We start from the raw sequence: 21,853 nt of genomic DNA, 5'->3' as shown, positions 1-21,853 counted from the left end.
TAAGATCCTGTCTATGAGAGGCGCATATATAGTCCTAATAACTTAGGTCAACAAATCACGTATTTTGTCGTCACGATAAAAGAGCGGAAGAGCATGGTACTTTGATGTGACTTCATAGTTAACAAATTTGTTACAAATCAATATGAGTTTGCTATGGTGTAGGTCTGACCAGTTGAATTATCACAAGGAGTGGGTTTGCAGCTGCATACCATTAAAGGTTACATCCAATACATGTACTTGGTGGAGTATCCGGACAAATTACTGTTGCTCGATGGCGCATGTCGAGCCGATATTCCGCATTTGAAGGCTTTTATTGAAACCGAACTTATGCGTGATTTTTCTGATCTCCACACGGTTGTGGTGACACACATGCATCCTGACCATGCAGGGGCAGCGCACAAGCTCAGAAAGCTCACGAGCTGTAACTTGGTGGCAGCAAAGCGAGACAAAGATTGGTATCACGGCATCGATGGCATTTTGATGCACCTGACCGACTTAGCGCTTGCTAGGTGGATGGCGAACCGCTTAGGCAAGCCTAAAGCAAACCTATGGTATTCAAGAAAGTTAAAGCCGGATTACAAGCTGTCTGATGGGGATAGCATTCCGGGTTTTGATGATTGGTTGGTTCTAGAAACCCCGGGCCACACCGACAGAGATCTTTCGGTTTATTGCCCATCTCACAGCGTTGCCTATGTGGCAGACCTCATGGTGGAAGTGAAAAAGAAGCTGATTCCGCCTTTCCCTATCTTTCATCCGAATAAGTACCGAGAGTCGGTATCTCGTATCTATGACATGCAGCTCGATACCTTGCTGGTGGCGCATGGTGGGCAAGTCGATTTCAGTCAGAAGGCTTTTGAACACCTGCTGATGAGTGCCCCAAGAAGGCCTGTTACACATTGGCGAGTGACGAAAATCAAAACCAAGAAATTACTGTTATCGATTTGGCGATTTGGTTTTCAATCTCATGGTAAATCGAAGAAATAGATCAGAAGTCTGAATGCAAAGTCGTGTATTCAGAGCTGAAAGTAGAAATAGAAAAATAGATAGCAATAAGGCCAGTCATGAGACTGGCCTTATATCGTTGTGAGTAGCTTTAGTTATAACCTGTGGAGCGGTTACGATGACTCGGATTAGTGAGTCAGCAGGAATTCACCCGCAGGGTCAACAATCACTTTGTCACTCATGCCTTGACGTCCAAGCAACATCATGTAAGTCATGTCTTGACGGTTGCTTAGCGTGATATCGATCGGCCATTGTTGGCCACCGATTTTTAGCATGGTTTCAATCACGCAACGGTGTTCAACTTCGCCGTTAGATGATTTAATTTTCTTACTTGTTTTCAGTTTCGCCTTGCAGCGCACCGTCTCTTCTAGGTGATAAACGTCTGGGTGAAGGTCGAACTCTACGAATTTCTCACCATTTGATTTAACACATAGTAGATTGTCTACGTGTAGAGAAGAGGTTTTAGCCCCTGTATCAACACGTGTATGTAGTCCAGTTATCCCTAACTCTGGTAAGCAAAGTGCTTCGGTATTCCCTATGATCATTTTATTGTTCATTTTCTTTCCAATCATGAGTTATCGGTATTCAATCAGCCCTTGCCACGAGTACGGTTAGCGTTTGGTTTTGCATTCTTCTCGATGAATTCGAAAATCATGTCTGCTACATCTTTACCCGTTGCTTTCTCGATGCCTTCTAGGCCTGGAGAAGAGTTTACTTCCATTACTACTGGGCCGTTCTTAGATTGTAGGATATCTACACCACATAGGTTTAATCCCATGATTTTCGCTGCATTGATTGCTGTTGCGCGCTCTTCTTTGGTTAGTTTAACCAGCTGAGCAGTGCCGCCACGGTGCAGGTTAGAGCGGAATTCACCTTCACCAGCTTGACGCTTCATTGCAGCAATTACTTTGTTGCCAACAACAAAACAACGGATGTCTGCGCCATTTGCTTCTTCAATGAACTCTTGAACCAAGATGTTCGCTTTTAGGCCCATGAACGCTTCGATAACGCTTTCTGCTGCTTTGTTTGTTTCTGCTAGTACAACGCCGATACCTTGAGTGCCTTCAAGAAGCTTGATCACAAGTGGCGCGCCGCCTACGTTTTTGATCAGGTCTTGAATCTTGTCTGGGCGGCTAGCGAAACCTGTTTTTGGTAAGCCAATACCTTTACGAGACAACAGTTGTAGTGAGCGCAGTTTGTCGCGAGAGCGACTGATTGCTACTGACTCATTGATACAAAAAGTGCCCATCATTTCAAATTGGCGAACAACCGCAGTTCCGTAAAAGGTAATGGAAGCGCCAATACGTGGAATAACAGCATCGTATTGAGGTAGCTCTTCACCCATGTAGCGAATCTTCGGATTGTTACTCGCGATATCTATATCACAGTGCAACGTGTCGATAACATCGACCTGATGACCACGTGCTTCTCCAGCCTGCTTTAGACGAGCGGTAGAGTATAGATTTTCGTTGCGAGAAAGAATTGCGATACGCATGGCGTTTCCTTAGTTAATACCTGATTGGTAACTGCAAATAAATTAGTTGTTAGCTGAGCTTTCAGTTTTTTCTGAGGCTCCTTGCTTGCTTCGGGGCGAACCTTAAGGCTTTTCGTTCAACTAAGAAAACGAATTAAATTTGTCGAGTCGACAACGGAAATTTATCGATTGTGTGAGCTATTGGTACAGCAGGCTTGAGAGGGGAATTGGAATGGAAAAGCGAGTTGAGACCTAACTCATATTGGGGGTAGGAGCATATTAGGTTGTACCCAACTCGCGTTTACTCGGTGCTAAAAAGTGTACTAATAACGCCAGTTACATAGATCTAAAAGTGTTCGTAGTGCTTCTCTTTCGAGCTTACTGCAGGTGCTTTTTAGCTTGTTAAGATAGTATTTTCTCATGGTCATTACTCTCTCTGGTTAGGCTTTATTTACAACCTATGGTTTGTTGCTGACCCGTTCATTATGGATAATTAAGAGGAACTAAAAAACAGATGGTATTTTTATTGGTTGTTCCTGTTTTGGTCGCATTACACTACTTTTTGATGAATGTGTTTTATAATGAGCTTAATTAGGAAGAGCTATCTTTAAAAGGTTCACTATTTGTCTGATCTAAACATGATGCGTTACTACACGCGGCTAGAATCGTTCGAGCCAAACATTTCTCATTCAGTCACCCTAGCCGAAGTAGCGGATATGCTGTTTACAAGCTTGCGTCACGCTCGAACTTTACTTGGTAAGATGCATCAAGCTGAATGGGTGGTGTGGGAGCCAAAAGTTGGCAGGAATCAACGCTCTAACTTAACACTGCGTTTTAGCAATTCAGAGTTGGCGCAGCATGTTGCAATTAAACTGATAGAGCAGGGCAAGTACGAAAAAGCACTTTCCATATTGGATAATGACCGCGCTGTGTTTGGTTCTTTACTGCAAGAAACTTCCGGCGCGACCATGCGTGAAGGGCTGCTGCACGTTCAATTAACCTATAAGCGTAAGTTTGAGGATTTGTTTCCGCACCATATACACCGCAGTAGCGAACGATTTTTGATCAGACAGGTGTTTAGCTGCCTAGTGACGTGTAATGGTAAAGGTGAGTTAAAGCCTGAACTAGCTCACCATTGGGAATATGACACTGAGCAACTGGTTTGGACTTTCTATCTGCGCCCCGGTCTGACATTTCATGATGGTCAGCCAGTTGATGCCAAGCAGCTGGTTGCTTTGTTTACTGCTTTACAAGCTCTGCCTTTCTATCAAGCTGAGTTAGATCATGTTTCTTCCATCTACAGTGAACAGCCATTGAGGATCAGTTTTAAATTAACCCAAGCGGACACAGGTTTTGCGGGGTTGCTTGCTGGTGTTAAGTATTCGATTCAACCCGCCGAGCAAGTGATGCGTGAACCATTACCATTGAGCTCAATGTCTCATGCTGTGATCGGTACTGGCCCTTTCAGAGTGGTTGAAACCAATAGTGAGCGCATCAAGCTCTCGGCATTCGAACACTTTTACGGGTGTCGCTCTTTAACCGATGAAGTGACTATTTGGCAGTTTGAAGAGTCGATGACAGGTAGTGCTCGATTCGATGATAGCCAGATGCAGGTGTCACCTTATGAAGACTCCGCCTGTTTTCACCAATTAGGGAAAAGCGACACTGAGCTAGTCTCGGCTGAAACTGACGGGCTTCGTAGTCGAATCGAAGATGGTTGTTTGTTTGTTCTGTTCAATCAAAACTCAGCAGTGAATCCGTTAAGCGACGAGCAACGTAAGTACCTATCAGCCCTTGCAAACCCTCAGGCTATTTTGGCGCAACTGGAGCAAAACCAAGGATTATTCAGTGTCTCTTTGGCTCAGAACATATTGCCAAGTTGGCAGAAGCTGTATCGAACGCCTTCCAGAGAGAGCGAGTTGCCTAAGAAATTGAGCATTGCGGTATATAACTACTATGCCCTTTATCGGTGTGCCATTTCCGTGTCGGACATCCTTAAACGACATGGAGTGGAAGTTGAAGTGAACACCTATAGCTTTCGAGAGTTGGCGCTGCTTTCTCAGCGGGGCGATTTAAAAGAAGATTTGGTATTGTGTAACCTGAATCTCGATGATAATGCGCCATCTTCGCTGTTCTCGTGGTTGATGAATGACCCTGTATTGCATTCCGCGCTCGGAGAGATGAACAGTGATTGGCTTAAACAGCGCTTAGATCATCACAAAGCCTCAGTTGAACTGCCGAATTACTTGGCAGAGTTGGAGCCTGTTGCATCGACGTTGATTTCTGATTATTGGCTAGTGCCTATGTTCCATCACCTACAAACCGTGCGTTTTCAAGGCATTTTGAAAAACGTGGCCATTACCAACTGGGGATGGCCAGATTTCAAGAATGTATGGTCTGCTGATTAACCTTTCTTACTAGCTAAATAACTAAGTTAACTCGTTGCCAAAATTGGTTTTTCCAAAATCGACTTTGACACGCTTACGTCTAGATAAATTAAAAATTACACTCGGTGGTTTACTTTTGGTTTTGGCATATAAACTAGTCGGTGTAGTTTATGTGTTGGGTCTATCCCAACGGTTAAAGAGATACCAATGAAAAAATATCTTTTACCGATTTTAGGAGTACTTGCCGTGGTCGCTATCGTAAGCACAGGTTCACAATCAAACGACAATCTAGATAAGCTTCCAAAGAAGTTTGCTAACAGTGAGTTGGAATACAAATCGGGTATGTCTGATATTTTTTCAATCTTGAAAGCATACGTGACTGTGGAAAGAAACGAGCCAGTGCCGCGCGCTGCATTGCCTTTGATTCCAATGACAGCTGAGCAATTGATCGAAGAACAAGACGACGTTGCGTACCGCTTGGGTCATTCCAGTGTGATGATGAAGCTGGATGGCAAGTTAGTGATGACTGACCCTGTGTTCAGTGATCGAGCATCACCAGTGCAATGGATGGGGCCAAAGCGCTTTCACCCAACCCCAATCTCACTGCAAGATCTACCTGACATCGATGTGGTAGTGATCAGCCATGATCACTACGACCATTTAGACAAAGGTGCCGTGAAGGTATTAGCCGACAAAGTAGGGACGTTCTTAGTGCCATTAAGAGTGGGCGCACTGTTGGAAAAGTGGGGCGTGGATAAAGAGAAGATCATCGAATTGAACTGGTGGGAATCGGCAACGGCCTCAGACATTGAGTTCACGTTGACACCGACACAGCATTTCTCTGGTCGTGGCTTGCTTGATCGTGACCAAACACTGTGGGGCAGTTGGGTTATTAACGCTTCAGACAAGAAAGTCTTCTTTAGCGGTGATTCTGGTTACTTCAATGGCTTTAAAGAGATTGGCGACCGTTTTGGGCCGTTTGATTTAACCATGGTTGAAACGGGTGCGTATAACTCACTTTGGGCGGATATTCATATGTTCCCAGAACAGAGTGTTCAGGCACACATTGATCTGCAAGGTAAGGTTATGATGCCAATCCACAACAGTACCTTCGACCTTTCTATGCATGATTGGCAAGACCCAATGGAACAAGCACTGGCGATAAGCAAAGAGCGAGATGTACAAATGGTAAGCCCGGTGATGGGTGAACGTTTGGTGATCTCAGAGCCTGTACCTGTTCAGGCATGGTGGAAACTAGCATCGAATTAGAGCTGTCATCCAAATAGACATAGCTAAACCACTAAGCTGTACAACCCAACTTATACACGAAACGCCACCGATCTTACGATTCGGTGGCGTTTTTTCGTTTTATTTTTAAGATCAGCTTTCTAAGTTCTGCGCCATTTTCTTCGCAATTTTTCTGAATTGTTCTAACTCGTCTTCGGCCATGCCTTTGGTCATTCTCTTCAGCATGTCTTGATCGATATCCGAGACCTTACTCATGATCTCTTGACCCTTATCAGTCAGAACCAATAACTGGCTGCGCTTGTCTTCCGGGTTCGGAGACTTCTTCACAAGTTCCTGATTGATCAAGGCATTAATGAGCCGAGTGACCTGTGCTTTATCACGATCTAGGAAGTGTGCGATATCGATAGCGGTACATGGAGACTTCTTGGTAATGATCTTCATGACACGAATGTTCATAGGTGCGATCTCTGAGTCTAAGCTCTCAATCTGTTCGCTCATTTGACGTTTCAAAGAGTGCACTAAACGAAAGATAGACTCTAGCGATGTGTTATCAGACATAAACGATCCTTAGAAATGTAGTTGACATTGTCAACTACTGTATTTATAGTTGACATTATCAACTTAATTGTTCGTAAATTCAAGACAGGAAATAGATATGACGATTCAAGCAACTCTAACGCCAACTCTTCCTGAGCAAAAAGGCACACCGGTTTTATACAAAGTTTTGGTCATGATGAGCTTAATGCTGACGATTGGCGGCAGTTTAACGGCTGTGATGACTTACATGAATGTCGGATTCGGCGAGGAATTTATTGGCAACTGGCTTTCTTCGTTAGCCCTTGTTGTCGTGATCATGATGCCAATGGGCACGGTGATGATGGCTTTAGTCACCAAAGCCGTTGCTAGAGTGTTCACAACTTATAGCGAGAAAGTTCGCAACCTGATCGTAGGACTGATCATGGCATTCATAATGGAGTCCATGATGGCATTTGTAACAGCGGCAAATAACATTGGATTTTCGGATACATCGGCGTTTACCAGTGGATGGTTTAATGGATTTATTGCCGCACTTCCCATTGGCCTTGCGATCATGGTCGTGATGTCGATGACGGTTAAACCTAAGCTCGAACGATTCATGAAGAGCTAACCAAAACACTTTTTAAGCATTTTAGGAGGTCCAAATGAAAGCATTCACAGGCAAACACAATAACTACCGTATCACTATCGAAGAAGTGAACATCAAAGAAGATCGTGAACTTCAAACCATGCAGTTTGAAATTGAAGACAGAGAAGATATGTTCGCGATTGTTGAGAAGATCAAACATGACAGCGGCTTAGACGAGCAATCAGCAGCGCGACTAGGAGTGAGCATTCGCTTGTTAGGCCCATTGATGATGCAAGATAGAAAACACCCTCTGTTTGTTGATTTCATGCCTCACTTCAGAAACTTCATGCAGAATTTGAAGAAGACGTTGAAAGGGCAGTAAAGCCTGAACATCAGTAATACATCGAAAAGTCAGTAATCAAATTACTGGCTTTTTTACATTTAAATCAAAATAGTTTCAGTTGTTTGCGTCTAGAATATGCGAAAATTGATGGCTGAATTTTCGGTGTAGCACCGTTGTTGAATTGTCTATTCAAGCTTTAAGAAATCCGATATTATACTGGTCATAAAACTAAAGGTGGTATTATATGACAAATATATTTAAACAAGCAGCTGAAGAACTGTTGAGTCGTCGTGTTGCTGGCACCAAAGCACCAAGATTGGACGAACAGTACCGTCCGAATAACTTGGAAGATGCGCTAAAGATCCAATCTTCAATGATCGATTTGAAAAGCGATAAAGTCGGCGGTTGGAAGTGCTTACTTCCTCTGGCTGAAGACAAGTTTGTTGTTGCGCCAATCTTCTCGGGCAGCGTTCAACAAGGCGAAGTTTGTGAACTGTTTGCTGACAACGGCGTAGTACGCGTTGAGCCTGAAATCGCATTTACGCTTGCTAAGAGCCTGCCTGCAAGCCAAGAAGGCTACAGCGAAGAGCAAATCAACGAAGCGATTGGTTCTTGCCACATGGCACTTGAGTTAATGCAGTCTCGTTTTGCGGATGACAGCGGCGCTGAGTTCTATGAAAAGCTGGCCGATGGCCTAGTAAACCAAGGTCTATTTATTGGCTCTGAGATTGATCGCGAAAAAGCGTTCACTTCTGCAGAGATCAGTATTGAAGTGACTCAAGGCGAGCAAGTTCAAGCATTCGACGGTAAGCACCCGAATACACTGCCACCAAGCCCAATTTACTGGCTGATTAACTACATGACACGTCGTGGTGTTGATTTCCAAGCGGGTGAAGCCATTATCACGGGCTCTTACTGCGGTATCGTGGAAATGGAATTCGATAAACCAACGACCTTCCACTACGAAGGCATTGGTGAATACCAAGTAACGTTCAAGCAGAAACGCTAACTTCTAGCGGCGCACTATCTGTTATCGAAAGGCTGTTTACTGATGAGTAAATAGCCTTTTTTATTACGTGATGCTCAATAGGGTTCTTATTACTTTGCATTAAATTAGGCGTTTAGACGTCTAGACGTTGACAAGTTCTAAGTGTGACATTAGTCTGCTCACCTTCCTGTTCTATTGTGTTGTCGTTCCATGTCCAATTCAAAAAATTCTAACGCGGTAATTGCCCCTTCTGCAGTGGCGCTTATCCCTCTGATCGTTTTCCTTGCGCTGTTTATTGGCGTGGGTACATACCTGTCGCTACAAGGCGTCGATTTTGCTTTCTATCAACTTCCAGCTCCGATTGCGGCTCTGCCTGCTGTGATGTTAGCGTTGCTATTGAGCAAAGATAAATTGAACCGTGCGATTGAGCAGTTCTTAGGTGGCGTGGGTCACAAAGACATTATCGCAATGTGTATGATCTACCTATTGGCGGGTGCTTTTGCTGCTGTGGCTAAAGCTTCTGGTGGCGTGGACGCGACGGTAAACCTTGGTCTATCGGCTATCCCAACGAGCATGATCCTACCGGGCATCTTCCTTATTTCGGCGTTCATTGCGACAGCAATGGGCACCTCTATGGGTACTATCGCTGCGGTTGCTCCTGTTGCACTAGGCATTGCTGACTCAGCTGGTATGAGTATTCCTCTAACCGCTGGCGTAGTGCTAAGTGGCGCTATGTTTGGTGACAACCTTTCTATCATCTCGGATACCACGATTGCCGCGACTCGCTCGCAAGGCTGTGAGATGAGAGACAAGTTTAAAGAGAACATCCGTATAGCACTTCCTGCTGCACTTATCGCGATTGTTATCTTTGCTTTCAACAGCACAGCAACTCAAGTTCCTGAAACAGGCCCAATTGAATGGCTGAAAGTCCTTCCGTACATCACTATTTTGATTCTTGCTGTATCGGGTATGAATGTATTCGTTGTGCTGACGATTGGTATCTTGCTGGCGGGTGGCGTGAGCCTAGGTTCTGTTGAGAACTACGGTATGACGGATTACGCTCAAGATATCTACGCAGGCTTCGGCAACATGCAGGAGATCTTCTTACTGTCGATGCTGATTGGTGGTTTGAGTGAGCTAATGCGTCGCCAAGGTGGATTGGCGTTCCTGACTAGCTTGGTAAGTGGTGTGATTCGTGCGTTTGGCTCTTCACACTCTAAGCAAGCGAATGGCCGTGCGAGTGAGTTGGGTATTGCGGGCTTGGTATCTATGGTGAACCTATGTACTGCAAACAACACGGTAGCGATTATTGTGTCTGGTAGTGTGGCTCGCCAATTAGCTGAAGAGAACGATGTATCTCCACGCCGCTCTGCAAGCTTATTGGATATCTTCTCTTGTGTGATTCAAGGCGTATTGCCTTACGGTGCACAGGTATTGCTATTAGGTTCGGTATTTAACTTATCGCCTTTGGATATCGTGGCTAATTCTTACTACTGTTTCGCGCTTGCAGTCGTTGCTGTGGTAGCTGTGTTTATTAAACACCCAGCACGTCAAGTGGCTCAAGCTTAGTAATAATTGACCAAACTGAGTGCTCACTGGCTCTGATAAGAAGGCTCCTTAATAGGAGCTTTTTTGTGCGTGAAACTCATGGCTTGAAAATTCAATGTACGTCTTCAAATACAAGAAAACCGCCTATGTAGACGGTTTCTAATTTCGTTATAGCGGTTTTCAAGTTTATTGTAGTGTGAATGACAATTAGGCTTGAGAGCTTTAATTCAGCTTATTAGTCACGAACTCTTTGTTTCTGACCATTAGCCACATCAGGCCGCCTAGCGTACCGATGGATAATTGGATAAAGCCTAGGTTTTCAATCAGTGACTCTGGGCGGATTGAAACTAATACCATGCCAAGCGAGCCACAAATCATGCTGAAGAACTGTATCAGTGCGACGGCAGAGCCCGTGTCATGATCTTGTTGATTCAACATCAAGTTGGTCCCCGGTACTCGCATGATGATCGCCATTAATGTCGCTGGTGCAGCGATGAACATGAAGAACCAAGGGGACAGGTCGCCAATGGTTAGGGTGAAGATTCCCGCAAGCGCTAATAAAGCAAAACATCCTGAGATGACCTTTTGAACCGGCATTCGGTAGGACAACTTCATGTAAATTGTTGGACCAAATGAGGCGCACAGTGCATTGAATGCGAACGCGTAACTAAACTGTTGTTCGGTCAATCCAAAGTGATCGATGTAGATATAAGAACCCGCCGCAAGAAAGCCCATCAACGCCATCGGTATGATAGAGAAAATGACCAGCAGCTTGACGAACGAGCGGTTTTTCATGACCACGCCCATTCTTCCCCATGATCGGAATATAGAACCTTGGTATTTGTTTTCGAGTGTTTCTCGGTAGCAGCAAGCTAATACTGACGCAAATGCACCAAAAATGGCGAGCGTGACAAACATCATTCGCCAAGAAGCAATTTTCAGTAGAAAGGCACCAAATACAGGCGCAACCATTGGCGCGATGATCACCAGTGACATGATAGTCGCCATGATCTTTTCACGTTCTCGGCCGTCATAAAGATCTTTGACAATGGCGGTAGCGATAACGGTGATAGCACTGCCAGCAAAGGCTTGGAATACACGAGCACTAATCAACTGTTCGATGCTATTGGTCATCGCGCACAATATGCTCGCGACCATATAGCTCGCTAATCCAATTAATAGGATCGGCTTACGACCAAATTTTTCGCTGAGCGGCCCCCAGAACAAAAGACCGATGGCGTAAGTAACGAAGTAGCTGCTCAGGGTTAGGTTGACCATTGATCGGTCAGTATTAAACACCTCGACCATCTGCGGAAGCGCAGGTAAGTAAAGGTCGATGGTCAATGGAGGGAAAGCACTTATTATGACGAGAAAAAATAGCATACCGGTCTTTCCCAGTACTGGTTGTGGTCTCTTCAAGGTCGCTCTCCGTTGTCCAAGGTAGGTTTCTAATTGATGTGATATTGATATACAGAAGGTTAAGGCACGTCAGACAAGAAGGATAGAGTTGTTCAAGAATATGGTGAAAGTATCGATGAACTTATCTCTATGAGTCCGAATCTACGAAGTCGGTCTGTATACTGAATTGTATTACAAAACATTATTACTTTTATAGCTAACGAGTTCAATCAGTTAGTAGCAGGGTAGCTTGTGATCGCCAACGACACATTGTAATGATTATCGAGTTGGCTTGTTATCTTTTCTTTGGGCGCTTTTCGACTAAACCGTTACGCTCTAAACCGCGTCTAACACTGCTGCATAGCTTACCAAAGCGGCGCAGTTCCTCGAAGTTGGGGCCTTGGCCAATGGAAATACTGTGCTCCCAATACATTAACTCACTGTCGACCATCTCTAGTAGTTTCTTAGAGCAACCCGAGCAATTTCCTTTTGGACCACAGATAAACGTCTCTGACTCGTAAAGTGGGAGTTCGTTTTTAACTTCTTCAATTAAGTTAAGCATTGCCGAGTTTAAGTCTGGCTTTTTGGATGTAAGTGGCTTCAAGCTCGGTGCTTGAGTCGCAATTAATGGGGAAGTCAGTTTGTTAGGTTGTAAATTCAAAGCAGCTGATGACATATCAAAGGCCTCAAGGAGAGAAGAAGGTGGGCATGCTACTCTTCACAACAAAGTGAATCTTGATGTAGTGCAATAAGCGTGGAGATATACCCAAAAGAGGTAGGAGCCACAAGCGGTTGTGACTCCTTATCAAAGCTCGGTACTAATGAGAGATTTTAGAATTCGGCGTCGAACTGGAATTCCATCCACTCTTTGGTGACTGGGTGGTGCAGCGCAAGTCTTTCTGCGTGTAAGTGCAATCGGTCGGCTTTATTGCCATACAAGCCGTCACCGACGATAGGCATGTTAAGGCCTTCTTGGTGTGAACAGTGAACACGCAACTGGTGTGTACGCCCTGTTTTAGGATGCAGGTAAACCTTAGTGGTTTGCCCGTTTCGCTCAATCACTTCCCATTTGGTTTCTGCTGGCTTGCCGTGTTCGAAGCAGACAATTTGACGAGGGCGGTCATACAAATCACCACGCAATGGCAGTCGAACATAGCCTTCATTTTCTGTTAGAACGCCTTCAATCATTGCCACGTAACGCTTTTCGACTTCACGAGTAATGAACTGCTTCTGTAAGCTCTTGTTCGCACGTCGTGTGAGAGCGAAGATTAGAATGCCAGAGGTCGCCATGTCTAAGCGATGAATCACAAATGGGCCTTCAACATCGGGATGCATTTCTTGAACACGTGTGTAGGCGGAATCTTTGATGGTTTTACCCGGCACGGATAGAAAACCTGCTGGCTTGTGTACTACCACGATGTGCTCATCTTGGAACAGAATATCCAGCTCTTTGCCTTCTGCTGGGTTCTCTAGCAATGGGTTTGGATCGACTTCTAGGCCTTTCATCATATGGCCTAAAATCGGCACACATTTACTCTGACAAGAAGCGTAGTATTTCTTGTGCTTGCGGATTTCCGACTTTGGAGAGCGGCCCCACCAAAATTCAGCCAATGCCAGTGGCGTGTAACCATGTAAGTACGCGTATTGCAGCAATTTAGGCGCAGCGCATTCACCAGAGCCAGCTGGTGGTATCTTGTTTGGCGTGTTTTCAAAGATTTGGTTAAGGTCTTCAACGTTTCCTTCCGCATTTTGGAAAGCGTATTGTGAAAACAACTTGTGTTGAAGCTGATGAGAAATGTGTGCTCTTTGCTCTTTTAGCTCAGCCAGTTGAGTGTTGAACACATCAACTTTAGCTTGCAACACTTGCAGGGTCTGTTCCCAGTTAAGTTTTAGGTACTTCTGCTGGTTCTTGTCGGCAACACTGGCTTTGTTTAGCTCATTATTTAGCTGTTCGAAAGCTTGCTCATCAAGGTTTTCTTTACCTTGTTCACGTTGTTCTTTACGCGTTTTTCGGCCTTCAATAATCAATAGACGTTGAGCTTCAATCTCTTGCTCGGCTTGCGCTTTTTGCTGTGCCAGTTGCTCGCACAATTCAAGGTATTCAGTATTTGCTTGCAGCGCTTTAAACTCAGCGTTGACAGCCATCATGTCGGCTGTGTCTTGATGGAAAAAGCTGTCGCTGCTGAGCATGTCGAACACGGGCGGTACAAAGTGAGGCAGTAGGTTTTGGTCGGCGATTTTCCCTGAAAAAGCAGAGAAGTACCCCAATTCACCTTCAGGGCTTTTCACCAATAACACACCAAACATTTTGCCGCGACCAGCGTCAGTATCAAGTCCGAAGTCATGCTGCCAGTCGGTTTGTGTTTCTAGATATTGTTGAAGCTGATGAGAGGCTATTTCACACAGTGGGTGCGGTTCGTAGTAGAACGGGAATGTGAAACGCTCAGGCAACGAATATGACTCGATCGGCTGTTGAAAACGAGTGAAGCAATGCTCAGGAGTATGGCTGTTTTCTGAGTCGTGCGTTGGTTTTGATGAGTGCATAGTCGTATTAATACTTATATCGTGGTGATAAATGGTTGTGAGTCTACTGTGTATGTTTAAAGGCTTTAAACACAGTACAAGGCGGCGATTCTACTCTTTATCGAAAAGCGCCTCAAATAAGAAATAGTTCTATTACTGGATAGCCAAGCGACGAGCCTATGAGTTATGGCTTGAACGCCATTAATTGATGAGTAACTTCTCGTTTTTAATCATAGAAGACAATTTAACAAACCAAGGGTGGTAGCCTTGCCGCCCTCTTATTAAAACTAAGGTAACGTTATGATTCCACTCAATACTTCGATTGTTTCCGGTGTCGCTATTTCAGAGAGCGACGGACAAATGAAAATGCTATTAATGAAGCGTGTTAAAGGTGAGTTTTGGTGTCACGTCGCAGGCTCGATTGAAGCGGGTGAAACAGGCTGGCAGGCTATCGTGCGCGAGTTTGAAGAAGAGACCCAAATTAAAGTGGAAGCTTTGTATAACGCGCAGTTTCTGGAGCAGTTTTATGAGGCGCACGTGAATGTGATTCAGCTAATCCCTGTGTTTGCGGTGCTATGCCCACCCAACCAAGCGATTGAACTGAATGACGAACACACCGAGTACCGCTGGTGTAATTTAGAAGAAGCAAAAGCGTTAGCGCCGTTCCCCAACCAACATGCCGTCTACGATCATATTTGGTCGTATTTTGTCGATAAGCCAGTCAATCCGCTTTACCGAGTGAAATTGAACTAATACTGGCTGTTTAAGATCTAGGACTTACCAAGGTAAGGGGTTAAAAAGGCGCTCACTTGCGCTTGGCATAACCCCACATCCACCTTCACGCCGTGCGATTCAAGGATGGCAACTCCACGACCATTATTACGAGGGTCTGGGTCTAGCATCGCCACGACTACGTGTTTTACACCTGCTTTAACCAATGTATTGGCGCAAGCGGGTGTTCTGCCGACAAACGAACATGGCTCTAAAGTTACGTAAGCGGTAACCCCTTCCATTGTTCCGTCCGTTTTGTCGTTATAGTTATTGAGTGCTTCAACCTCGGCGTGGTTTCCGCCGACTTTTTGCGTGTATCCAACAGACACCACCTTATCGTCTTTCACCAAAACACACCCTACTGGCGGGTTTGGTTGGCAATCGGGTAGGGCTTGGCGCGAAGCTTCAAGAGCTTGCTGCATGTATTGTTGGTTCATGGTCGTTACTCAGTATGACGAGAGAGCGCAGCAGTTAGTGGTCGCGTGCGGTTGATGAGTTGATTAGTTACTAAGCTAATAAATTAATAAGCTAACAAGTGGGGGCATGTTCGATCTGATTGGGCTTTTAGTCAATGGTTTTAGCTTTGAATTCGAAAGCTAGTTAACTGTGACTAATCGTTAACTTGGACCACTGGGTCAGCCAGTTCTTGGATTGTACTCTTTGATCAAAGATATCTCGGTTACGCTTTGGGTTGGGTGTGATTTGCAAATCAAACAAACTCTCTAAACCAAAAGACGAAATACATTCGATGTCTCCATTGAGGCTTTGCTTTACGGCCACTGCGGTCTCTTTCTCTGGCCAATAACTCATCGCATCCAATGAGCCTTGGTAAGGTTCATCCCCATTTCTAGTGTGCATGTAGGCTTGATTGCGAACTTGCCAATTCAGTTCGGGTAACCGTTGTTTAAGCTGAGCCTCGTATCTAAGATTCGATTCGTAAGAGGTATCAATGGGATCAAAGTAGATCACATCAATATCATTGAATGGAGTCGGGGAGGCATAACCATGCTGGTGATCCCAAACGAGGTTTCTCACAAAGCCCGCAGCGACATAACACTGCGGCAAATCCAACTGAGCGACACAGTCTAAAACCTTCATTCGTAAGGGATCTTGTTTGATCAACGTGACGATGCGTTTGGCTAGCGGATGTATCATTATGATGTCGGAACATCAGTGACTTGGTAATGACGTGTCACGTTCTGGGAGATTTCACCCCATTCAGAGGCTTTTACTCGCTGTTGGTGCATTTCGAATGCTTCTCGGCTAGTGAATTTTTCATACACTTCAAAGCGATTAGGTTGAAGCGTGCTTTGACTGACTCGAAACACAATACAACCAGGTTCTTCTAGTGTCAGTTCTTTGTGCACAACCAAGGCATGTGTCACTGCTTCTAGGTCGTTGTCTGGCACTAGAATATGCCCTTGCAGAATTACTTTACTCATAATTACGTCCATTTAATTACGTCTATTTAATTTGGTCCATTACGGCTTTTTTCTATCAAAAGCTCTATCCGTTACAAACATAATCCCATTTTGATGTTGTAACGTATAGGCTAATGTGGCGATTATTAGTTCACATTGAATGTATTTTTTAGTTACACCGTAACTATAAAGGTGATGTAATCAACAAATGATAAGACACTGGAACTAAATCAGCGTTGGTCCGGTCTATTAAATTAGTATCATTGAACTGTATTGATACTGAAATGAATTTGTCATCTGAGAGAACTAACCTTAATTTTGAACAGCGGCTCATAGGATTGAATTGAGCCATAGTTGATATCTAGGTCATACTTTGATGTAAATGGTACTAAAAACTCTATATATTTTGTGATTTGTATCATTGAACTGGGCATCAAACACCGTTAGATTCGAATGGTTGGCAATAAAAATAGCTCATGAAGAGCAGTTAAAGAAAAGGAAATATCCCTTATGAAAAAAATGAGAAGAGCACAGCTTCATCGCGTTCGTATCCAATACTGGAAAGACACGTCAAAAGAAGCATCAAAGAAATAAGCTTTAATCGTAGAGCTTTAAAAGCTGAAAAGCTTAATCAAATGTAAAACGCAACAAACTGATTTCATTAGCACTCTCAAGGACCTTCATCTGGTCGGCGACTAACGAAATCATCCCCAAAGAGCTGGCAGGCATTAACAACAATGCAATTCAATGTCAGCTCATTAATACCTCCTCTAAGTTTATCTTCGTTTGTTAAACCTGTTACCCCAAACTAAAGCTTGTTCCTTGTTCCTTGTTCCTTGTTCCTTGTTCCTTGTTCCTTGTTATCGCATCCCTGTACTCGTTAACGTCTTGATAATAAAAAAGCTCCCGATTTCTCAGAAGCTTTGATTTAGATTTTGATATCTGATGTGACTGCCCGATAAAGGCTCGTGCTTAGGATAGACTCTAACGTTGGAACAGCGTCTTTAAGCTCACATCGTCCGTTCTATTTAGCTTTAGGCTCAGTAGATAGCCACCAACACCGATCAGTGCGTAAATACCTAAAGATAAAATCGGCGCTTCTGCAATCGCACTTAATGGGTTGCTTGCTATGAGCACATTCATTGGCAATGACGCGATGAGAGATAGGAAGTCATTGATGCCATAGAACCCAAACACGGCGACAGAGAGGAACTTAATCGCATAGCTTGAGATGAAAATGACAAGCAGTGGAGAGTTTACCAGCTGCGAAATCGCTAGAGTGACGGTTGCCAGTGGCAATAAAACCAGTGCAACTAACATCATTCGTCCAAAAAACACGACCCAGTTGCTCAGCACATAAAACAGAGATTGCTGCTCAACCAATAGCGCCAGTTGTTGTTCACTTGAGACGTTCAATATCCAGAATAGAAAATCTGCGAACAGCACTAACAATGCACAGATAGCCGGAATAACCACTAAACCGAATCCTAGCTTCACGCCGTGAGTCATTGCGTTAGATACCGGCATACTTCTCCAAAACATCGAACTGCCTTCTTGGCGTTCTTTACGCAGCGTTTTAGGGATATATAGCGTCGACAGGATCAGTGAAATAAGGCCCGCGCCAAAGTAGATCACTGAGTTGAGATCTTGTGCGAACTCTCTGTGGATGTCGCTCACGTCACCGTTCACTTGCATTTCAAAGAAAAACTCATGTTGTGCTGCGCCATTAAAGAACAGACCAACGAACAGTAAGAAACCACATAACGCGACAAACAGAGGCAATCGAGTGTTAACTTTGTGCTCGATGAGTTCTTTTTCTAGCATGTAAAAACTTGGATGCATTATGCCTTCTCCATCTGTGTTGCAAGGAATAGATCTGCGAGACCAACGTTATAGATGTTACCCAGTGATTCAACCTGCGCTTTGTATTGACCTTCCAATAACCACTTAGTAGTGCCTAGCCCTGATTGTGAGGTCAGTGGGTTGAGTTTCTGAATCTCGCTTGAATGGTTGTTTGCGACTTCAATAATGAAATAGTCGCTCTCGATGTCTTCCATGCTTTTTTGCAGGACACAATGACCTTGCTTCAAAATCAGTACATCCGTTAATAGGTGTTCAATTTCTGAAACCTCATGGCTTGCAATGATCATGGCGCGTTCGCCGTCGTGGAACCATTCTAGTAGGTGGCGATAAAAAGTATCGCGGTACAGCAAATCTAAGCCCAGTGTAGGCTCATCTAAGATCAACACTTGAGTGTCAGTCGCGATGATGATCGCAAGGTGAAGTTGTACTTTCATCCCTTTAGAAAGCTGCTTGATAGTAGAAGACAACTTAATATTGGTGCTGCTTAACGTCTGCTCTGCTTTTTGCTTGTTGAAGCTAGGGTGCACACCTTGTGTGTATCGAAGCAGTTGTTTAACCGTCATCCACTCTGGTAACACGTTAACATCTGAGATGTACGACAAGTGCTGCATGAGCTCTGCGTGCTGGTGGATAGGGTGGTAGCCGTTTACTTCAATCTCACCTTGATAGTTGTGTCCACCAAGCAGTGATTTGATCAGAGTCGATTTACCCGCGCCATTGTGGCCAAGCAGACCAAGTACTTGTCCTGGCTTTAACTCAAAGCTGATGTTTTCGACACCCACTTGATTTGAATAGGTTTTGGTTACGTTTTTCACGGAAAGTAACGTACTCATGACTTGTCCTTTATATGTTGTGCTAGCTGTTTCACGAGTTCTTCGACACTCATATCAATGATGCCTAGCGTCTCAGCGATGGCTGGGATCTGTGTGTTGATGAATGATTGGTGTGCAGACTCTTTCAATTTTTGAAGTGCCCCTTCGGCCACATACATGCCTTGTCCGCGTTTTTTCTCTACCAAGTCTTCATCCACCAGTAACTGATAGCTTTTCATGACAGTAAGATGGTTGATCTTGAGATCGGCAGCAACCGCGCGCACAGAGGGTAATGCTTGTTGCTCTAACCAAACACCTTGAAGAATTTGGTCACTGATCTTTGCGGCAAGTTGCCTAAAGATCGGTTGGTCGTCTTTCCATTCGGTCATAATTAAAACTGCATGGTGATATACATGTGTATAACACTAACCTTTTTATACGAATTGGCAAGGGTTTTATGAAAATGGATCGGATATTTTTATTTTTGGATAAAGCATGTTTGGCGGGGAGGGTACTTGAAGCCTACGTCCTTGTGGGCTATCAAGCAGCGGTATGAGCGATGATTATTTGAATAGGAAATGGTTGCTCGTCAAGATTTCTATTAGGGGGGCCTATTGCTCCTCTGAGTCATTGGGTCGGCTATACAGATAGCCTTGATGTAAGTTGTAGCCTAGCTGACACAAGATATATTGCTGCCTGCGTGTCTCGACACCTTCATAAATCATCGTGATATTTGATAAGCGTCCAATCTCAGAGATATTAAGCAATACACCCTGATGGTGCTCTCCTGACTCGATATCTTTAACAAAGCAACGATCCAGTTTTAGATAGGCCGGAGAGATAACATTGATGATTTCGATGTTGTTATTGCCCGTACCAAAGTCATCCAGAGCGATAGTGATACCAAGTTTTTTGATATCCTTAATGTTATCGATAACCTCACATCCATAGCCAATGTTCGAATATTCAGTAATCTCGACGACAAATTCATTCGCTTCCATCGCGGCCAAATGCTCTCTGAGCCTTGCGAAGTTCGACCCCACCAAAGCGCTCGGACACACGTTGACACCATAGATCTCATGGCTGTTGTGTAATTTGGCTTTTCTGACCGTCTCGATGAGCAAGATAGTGTGAAAGGTGAGTAAATTGGTGCGTCTCATGGTGTTGATGAAGCTTAAAACGCCAACGTTACGCACACGAGATAACAACTCGTAATACAGGACGCTGTTGTCTTCGGTGTTGATGATGGGCTCTTCTTCAAAGGAGATGTGTTTCCAACGAAACAGGTAGATCATAAAGCCCAGAATATAGGAGCGATAAAGCAGTGTGGCGAGAATCAGAGAAAGCGCAGTCCACAGTACGACAATATCGTCACTGTAAAAGGTAATGGTTGCGCCGGTTGGCAGTGGTGTTTGATAGATAGCTTTACTTTCTTCACCAAGGTTCAGAATGTAATAACCATTCTTCTGGATCGAGACCGAGTCGACTAACAGAGGCAATAGTGAGTTTTTGTATCGAGCTTCAATAGAGCGTGTAGAAATACGCACCGTAAGGTCAATGTCATGCTTAGTGTCTGCGAAACGTGAATAAGCGAAATCGGCACTATCGTAAAAGTCATCAACTTGATCAAGGTCTACCATTTTCGATCGTGTTTTGGAGATATAACATGAACCATAAGACGTAGTCATGATGACAGAATCTAGGTTGAGCGAATGCCTTAATGAGTGCACAGCCCCTTGGTTATCGCAACCATAGAGCATGATTTCTTCAGCAATATGTTTGGTGTTCTCACTGTATTCATTCGCAATCTTCGTCGTATAAAGGATTTGGGAAAAGTAGACAACGAATAGGAAAAAGGAAGAGATGGTGAACACGGCTATCAGAGCCTTAATCAGCTCTCGATGATAGGTGTTGAACATCAGTTTCAACATCTCGAACTGGCTGGGCTTGAACTGGTTGATGTCGTACTTAGGTGCGATACGGTTGGTTGAGCTTTTATCGAGATCGATAAAGTAACCTACCTTATAAAGGTTAGAGATAAGTTCGCTATTATTATCTACCTTCGCTTTCTTACATAAGCTTCGATATTTCTTTCTTATAGAAGCAATAATATTTTTTAACGCGTATAAGCTAAACTCTTCGTCAAAGTGTAATTTAAAAGATTCTTCAACATCTCGTGCAGATTGAGGGTTTGATATTGACGAGTGTTCAATAAGGTATTTGAAAACAAAACTCTCTTTACTATTAAGAGTTTCCTCTGATATCTTATTACTGTCTCTTTTTATGTATATTTTTTCTTCATTGTAGATTAGTTGCAAGCTCTCATTATTGTTATTTATATTGAAAGAACAGTGCATAGCTTAACTCCTAAGCGATAGTTATTATATTTGTGTGATGGATATGTGATGGATATGTGATGGCTGGGATTTTCATTCAACACAAGAGTTCGATCTAAATAATATAACCAAAATGTCACCATTTTATCTCAAGATGTTGATACTAATCGCAGAATTTGGGCTTTAATGAAAGGTTATGGAGATGTTCACCCAAAAGTTGAATTTATAAATGAAAGCCAATAATTTACAAGGGGTAAGGGGGATTTATCCATTTATTTTGGTATTTATCCATTTCACAGCTTCTACGCGGTAGGTTTAGCGACTGGATTTAGAGGTTTCTAATGTAGCTTCTGATGGTATTCATTCGGTTTATCGATGTGTGAGATTTATCAGAATTTTTCATGATAAAATTAAATTATGTCATTTTATGTGATATTAATATAATTTATGTGGCGTATTGTTTTGGTGATTTAATTAAAGTAATCAATGATAGAATTAATTATATTTGTTGAATGATTGACTTTAATTTATTCTGTTACGAAATTTAAATAATTAAACTTTAAGGTGGGATATTTAAAATAGGGAAAGGATGATTTTTATCATGATGTGTTGATTAAAGAATTTTAATGGAATT

Annotated in this window: 21 protein-coding genes; 8 read left to right on the top strand and 13 right to left on the bottom strand. The window is 43.6% G+C overall.

All coding sequences use genetic code 11. The features are described from left to right. Positions 1-195: 195 nt before the first annotated feature. Complete coding sequence (locus AB4623_RS08270) at positions 196-984, top strand: MBL fold metallo-hydrolase (protein WP_372146145.1); 789 nt, start codon at positions 196-198, stop codon at positions 982-984. 146 nt (positions 985-1,130) lie between these two features. Here the strand turns inward: AB4623_RS08270 and AB4623_RS08265 are convergent, their stop codons facing one another. Next, a complete protein-coding gene (locus AB4623_RS08265) occupies positions 1,131-1,559 on the bottom strand; it encodes an ATP-dependent zinc protease (RefSeq protein WP_372103366.1) in 429 nt (142 codons plus the stop codon). Positions 1,560-1,591: 32 nt separating this feature from the next. After that, positions 1,592-2,497 (bottom strand): 30S ribosomal protein S6--L-glutamate ligase, encoded by a 906-nt coding sequence (gene rimK, locus AB4623_RS08260; protein ID WP_004740040.1) that lies wholly within the window; start codon positions 2,495-2,497, stop codon positions 1,592-1,594. Between the two features lie 602 nt (positions 2,498-3,099). Between rimK and AB4623_RS08255 the strand changes: the two genes are divergently transcribed. After that, positions 3,100-4,884, top strand: coding sequence for an SgrR family transcriptional regulator (locus tag AB4623_RS08255; protein WP_372101059.1), 1,785 nt, complete (start codon positions 3,100-3,102; stop codon positions 4,882-4,884). A 186-nt stretch (positions 4,885-5,070) separates the two neighbouring features. Then, a complete protein-coding gene (locus AB4623_RS08250; protein WP_029236464.1) occupies positions 5,071-6,132 on the top strand; it encodes an MBL fold metallo-hydrolase in 1,062 nt (353 codons plus the stop codon). 111 nt (positions 6,133-6,243) lie between these two features. Here the strand turns inward: AB4623_RS08250 and AB4623_RS08245 are convergent, their stop codons facing one another. Then, on the bottom strand, positions 6,244-6,669 hold the full coding sequence (locus AB4623_RS08245; protein ID WP_372146143.1) for a MarR family winged helix-turn-helix transcriptional regulator: 426 nt from the start codon (positions 6,667-6,669) through the stop codon (positions 6,244-6,246). A gap of 97 nt (positions 6,670-6,766) precedes the next feature. Here AB4623_RS08245 and AB4623_RS08240 point away from each other — a divergent pair, with 97 nt between their 5' ends. From AB4623_RS08240 to AB4623_RS08225, 4 genes are all read left to right on the top strand, one after another. Beyond that, on the top strand, positions 6,767-7,258 hold the full coding sequence (locus tag AB4623_RS08240; RefSeq protein WP_017081271.1) for a DUF2798 domain-containing protein: 492 nt from the start codon (positions 6,767-6,769) through the stop codon (positions 7,256-7,258). Positions 7,259-7,292: 34 nt separating this feature from the next. Continuing rightward, complete coding sequence (locus AB4623_RS08235; RefSeq protein ID WP_017060575.1) at positions 7,293-7,598, top strand: DUF3861 domain-containing protein; 306 nt, start codon at positions 7,293-7,295, stop codon at positions 7,596-7,598. Positions 7,599-7,803: 205 nt separating this feature from the next. Next, the gene (locus AB4623_RS08230) at positions 7,804-8,568 is read left to right on the top strand and encodes a hydratase (RefSeq protein ID WP_372101054.1); all 765 of its coding nucleotides are present in this window, start codon (positions 7,804-7,806) and stop codon (positions 8,566-8,568) included. Between the two features lie 189 nt (positions 8,569-8,757). Further along, complete coding sequence (locus AB4623_RS08225) at positions 8,758-10,116, top strand: Na+/H+ antiporter NhaC family protein (RefSeq protein ID WP_372101052.1); 1,359 nt, start codon at positions 8,758-8,760, stop codon at positions 10,114-10,116. Positions 10,117-10,317: 201 nt separating this feature from the next. On the opposite strand, the gene AB4623_RS08220 is transcribed toward AB4623_RS08225, so the two are convergent. The 3 genes from AB4623_RS08220 to AB4623_RS08210 form a co-directional block, all read right to left on the bottom strand. Next, the gene (locus AB4623_RS08220; protein WP_102428768.1) at positions 10,318-11,478 is read right to left on the bottom strand and encodes a multidrug effflux MFS transporter; all 1,161 of its coding nucleotides are present in this window, start codon (positions 11,476-11,478) and stop codon (positions 10,318-10,320) included. Positions 11,479-11,788: 310 nt separating this feature from the next. After that, a complete protein-coding gene (locus tag AB4623_RS08215; RefSeq protein ID WP_017064884.1) occupies positions 11,789-12,169 on the bottom strand; it encodes a hypothetical protein in 381 nt (126 codons plus the stop codon). Between the two features lie 155 nt (positions 12,170-12,324). Next, complete coding sequence (locus AB4623_RS08210) at positions 12,325-14,037, bottom strand: RluA family pseudouridine synthase (protein WP_017060580.1); 1,713 nt, start codon at positions 14,035-14,037, stop codon at positions 12,325-12,327. A gap of 279 nt (positions 14,038-14,316) precedes the next feature. Between AB4623_RS08210 and AB4623_RS08205 the strand changes: the two genes are divergently transcribed. Further along, entirely contained in the window at positions 14,317-14,769 is a 453-nt protein-coding gene (locus AB4623_RS08205) for an NUDIX pyrophosphatase (protein ID WP_017060581.1), read from the top strand. A gap of 17 nt (positions 14,770-14,786) precedes the next feature. Here AB4623_RS08205 and AB4623_RS08200 read toward each other — a convergent pair whose 3' ends face one another. The 7 genes from AB4623_RS08200 to AB4623_RS08170 form a co-directional block, all read right to left on the bottom strand. Continuing rightward, a complete protein-coding gene (locus AB4623_RS08200) occupies positions 14,787-15,224 on the bottom strand; it encodes a bifunctional diaminohydroxyphosphoribosylaminopyrimidine deaminase/5-amino-6-(5-phosphoribosylamino)uracil reductase RibD (protein WP_371725209.1) in 438 nt (145 codons plus the stop codon). A gap of 163 nt (positions 15,225-15,387) precedes the next feature. After that, positions 15,388-15,942 (bottom strand): nucleotidyltransferase family protein, encoded by a 555-nt coding sequence (locus AB4623_RS08195; RefSeq protein WP_372146140.1) that lies wholly within the window; start codon positions 15,940-15,942, stop codon positions 15,388-15,390. After that, on the bottom strand, positions 15,942-16,229 hold the full coding sequence (locus AB4623_RS08190; RefSeq protein WP_372146139.1) for a putative quinol monooxygenase: 288 nt from the start codon (positions 16,227-16,229) through the stop codon (positions 15,942-15,944). Before AB4623_RS08190 ends, AB4623_RS08195 begins: the two co-directional genes overlap by 1 nt. A 963-nt stretch (positions 16,230-17,192) precedes the next feature. Beyond that, entirely contained in the window at positions 17,193-18,050 is an 858-nt protein-coding gene (locus AB4623_RS08185; protein WP_017083226.1) for a hypothetical protein, read from the bottom strand. Beyond that, entirely contained in the window at positions 18,050-18,904 is an 855-nt protein-coding gene (locus tag AB4623_RS08180) for an ABC transporter ATP-binding protein (protein ID WP_017079596.1), read from the bottom strand. Before AB4623_RS08180 ends, AB4623_RS08185 begins: the two co-directional genes overlap by 1 nt. Continuing rightward, positions 18,901-19,272 (bottom strand): GntR family transcriptional regulator, encoded by a 372-nt coding sequence (locus tag AB4623_RS08175; protein WP_004729948.1) that lies wholly within the window; start codon positions 19,270-19,272, stop codon positions 18,901-18,903. The genes AB4623_RS08180 and AB4623_RS08175 overlap by 4 nt, the downstream gene beginning before the upstream one ends. 222 nt (positions 19,273-19,494) lie before the next feature. Beyond that, positions 19,495-21,240: an EAL domain-containing protein gene (locus AB4623_RS08170; RefSeq protein ID WP_372146137.1), complete on the bottom strand. Its 1,746-nt coding sequence runs from the start codon at positions 21,238-21,240 to the stop codon at positions 19,495-19,497. Between the last annotated feature and the right edge of the window lie 613 nt (positions 21,241-21,853).

The organism is Vibrio sp. 10N.222.52.C12 (assembly GCF_041474215.1).
GTDB classification, from domain to species: domain Bacteria; phylum Pseudomonadota; class Gammaproteobacteria; order Enterobacterales; family Vibrionaceae; genus Vibrio; species Vibrio crassostreae_C.
The sequence above is the reverse complement of the archived record's forward strand: the minus strand, read 5'-3'. Positions and strand labels throughout refer to the sequence as shown.

Excerpts from the sequence above, each read along its gene's own strand:
- AB4623_RS08200 (WP_371725209.1), bottom strand. The coding sequence starts at position 15,224 with ATGAACCAACAATACATGCAGCAAGCTCTTGAAGCTTCGCGCCAAGCC.
- AB4623_RS08185 (WP_017083226.1), bottom strand. The coding sequence starts at position 18,050 with ATGCATCCAAGTTTTTACATGCTAGAAAAAGAACTCATCGAGCACAAA.
- rimK (WP_004740040.1), bottom strand. The coding sequence starts at position 2,497 with ATGCGTATCGCAATTCTTTCTCGCAACGAAAATCTATACTCTACCGCT.
- AB4623_RS08235 (WP_017060575.1), top strand. The coding sequence starts at position 7,293 with ATGAAAGCATTCACAGGCAAACACAATAACTACCGTATCACTATCGAA.
- AB4623_RS08220 (WP_102428768.1), bottom strand. The coding sequence starts at position 11,478 with ATGCTATTTTTTCTCGTCATAATAAGTGCTTTCCCTCCATTGACCATC.
- AB4623_RS08180 (WP_017079596.1), bottom strand. The coding sequence starts at position 18,904 with ATGAGTACGTTACTTTCCGTGAAAAACGTAACCAAAACCTATTCAAAT.
- AB4623_RS08230 (WP_372101054.1), top strand. The coding sequence starts at position 7,804 with ATGACAAATATATTTAAACAAGCAGCTGAAGAACTGTTGAGTCGTCGT.
- AB4623_RS08250 (WP_029236464.1), top strand. The coding sequence starts at position 5,071 with ATGAAAAAATATCTTTTACCGATTTTAGGAGTACTTGCCGTGGTCGCT.
- AB4623_RS08190 (WP_372146139.1), bottom strand. The coding sequence starts at position 16,229 with ATGAGTAAAGTAATTCTGCAAGGGCATATTCTAGTGCCAGACAACGAC.
- AB4623_RS08175 (WP_004729948.1), bottom strand. The coding sequence starts at position 19,272 with ATGACCGAATGGAAAGACGACCAACCGATCTTTAGGCAACTTGCCGCA.
- AB4623_RS08215 (WP_017064884.1), bottom strand. The coding sequence starts at position 12,169 with ATGTCATCAGCTGCTTTGAATTTACAACCTAACAAACTGACTTCCCCA.
- AB4623_RS08210 (WP_017060580.1), bottom strand. The coding sequence starts at position 14,037 with ATGCACTCATCAAAACCAACGCACGACTCAGAAAACAGCCATACTCCT.
- AB4623_RS08240 (WP_017081271.1), top strand. The coding sequence starts at position 6,767 with ATGACGATTCAAGCAACTCTAACGCCAACTCTTCCTGAGCAAAAAGGC.
- AB4623_RS08195 (WP_372146140.1), bottom strand. The coding sequence starts at position 15,942 with ATGATACATCCGCTAGCCAAACGCATCGTCACGTTGATCAAACAAGAT.
- AB4623_RS08225 (WP_372101052.1), top strand. The coding sequence starts at position 8,758 with ATGTCCAATTCAAAAAATTCTAACGCGGTAATTGCCCCTTCTGCAGTG.
- AB4623_RS08170 (WP_372146137.1), bottom strand. The coding sequence starts at position 21,240 with ATGCACTGTTCTTTCAATATAAATAACAATAATGAGAGCTTGCAACTA.
- AB4623_RS08205 (WP_017060581.1), top strand. The coding sequence starts at position 14,317 with ATGATTCCACTCAATACTTCGATTGTTTCCGGTGTCGCTATTTCAGAG.
- AB4623_RS08245 (WP_372146143.1), bottom strand. The coding sequence starts at position 6,669 with ATGTCTGATAACACATCGCTAGAGTCTATCTTTCGTTTAGTGCACTCT.
- AB4623_RS08265 (WP_372103366.1), bottom strand. The coding sequence starts at position 1,559 with ATGAACAATAAAATGATCATAGGGAATACCGAAGCACTTTGCTTACCA.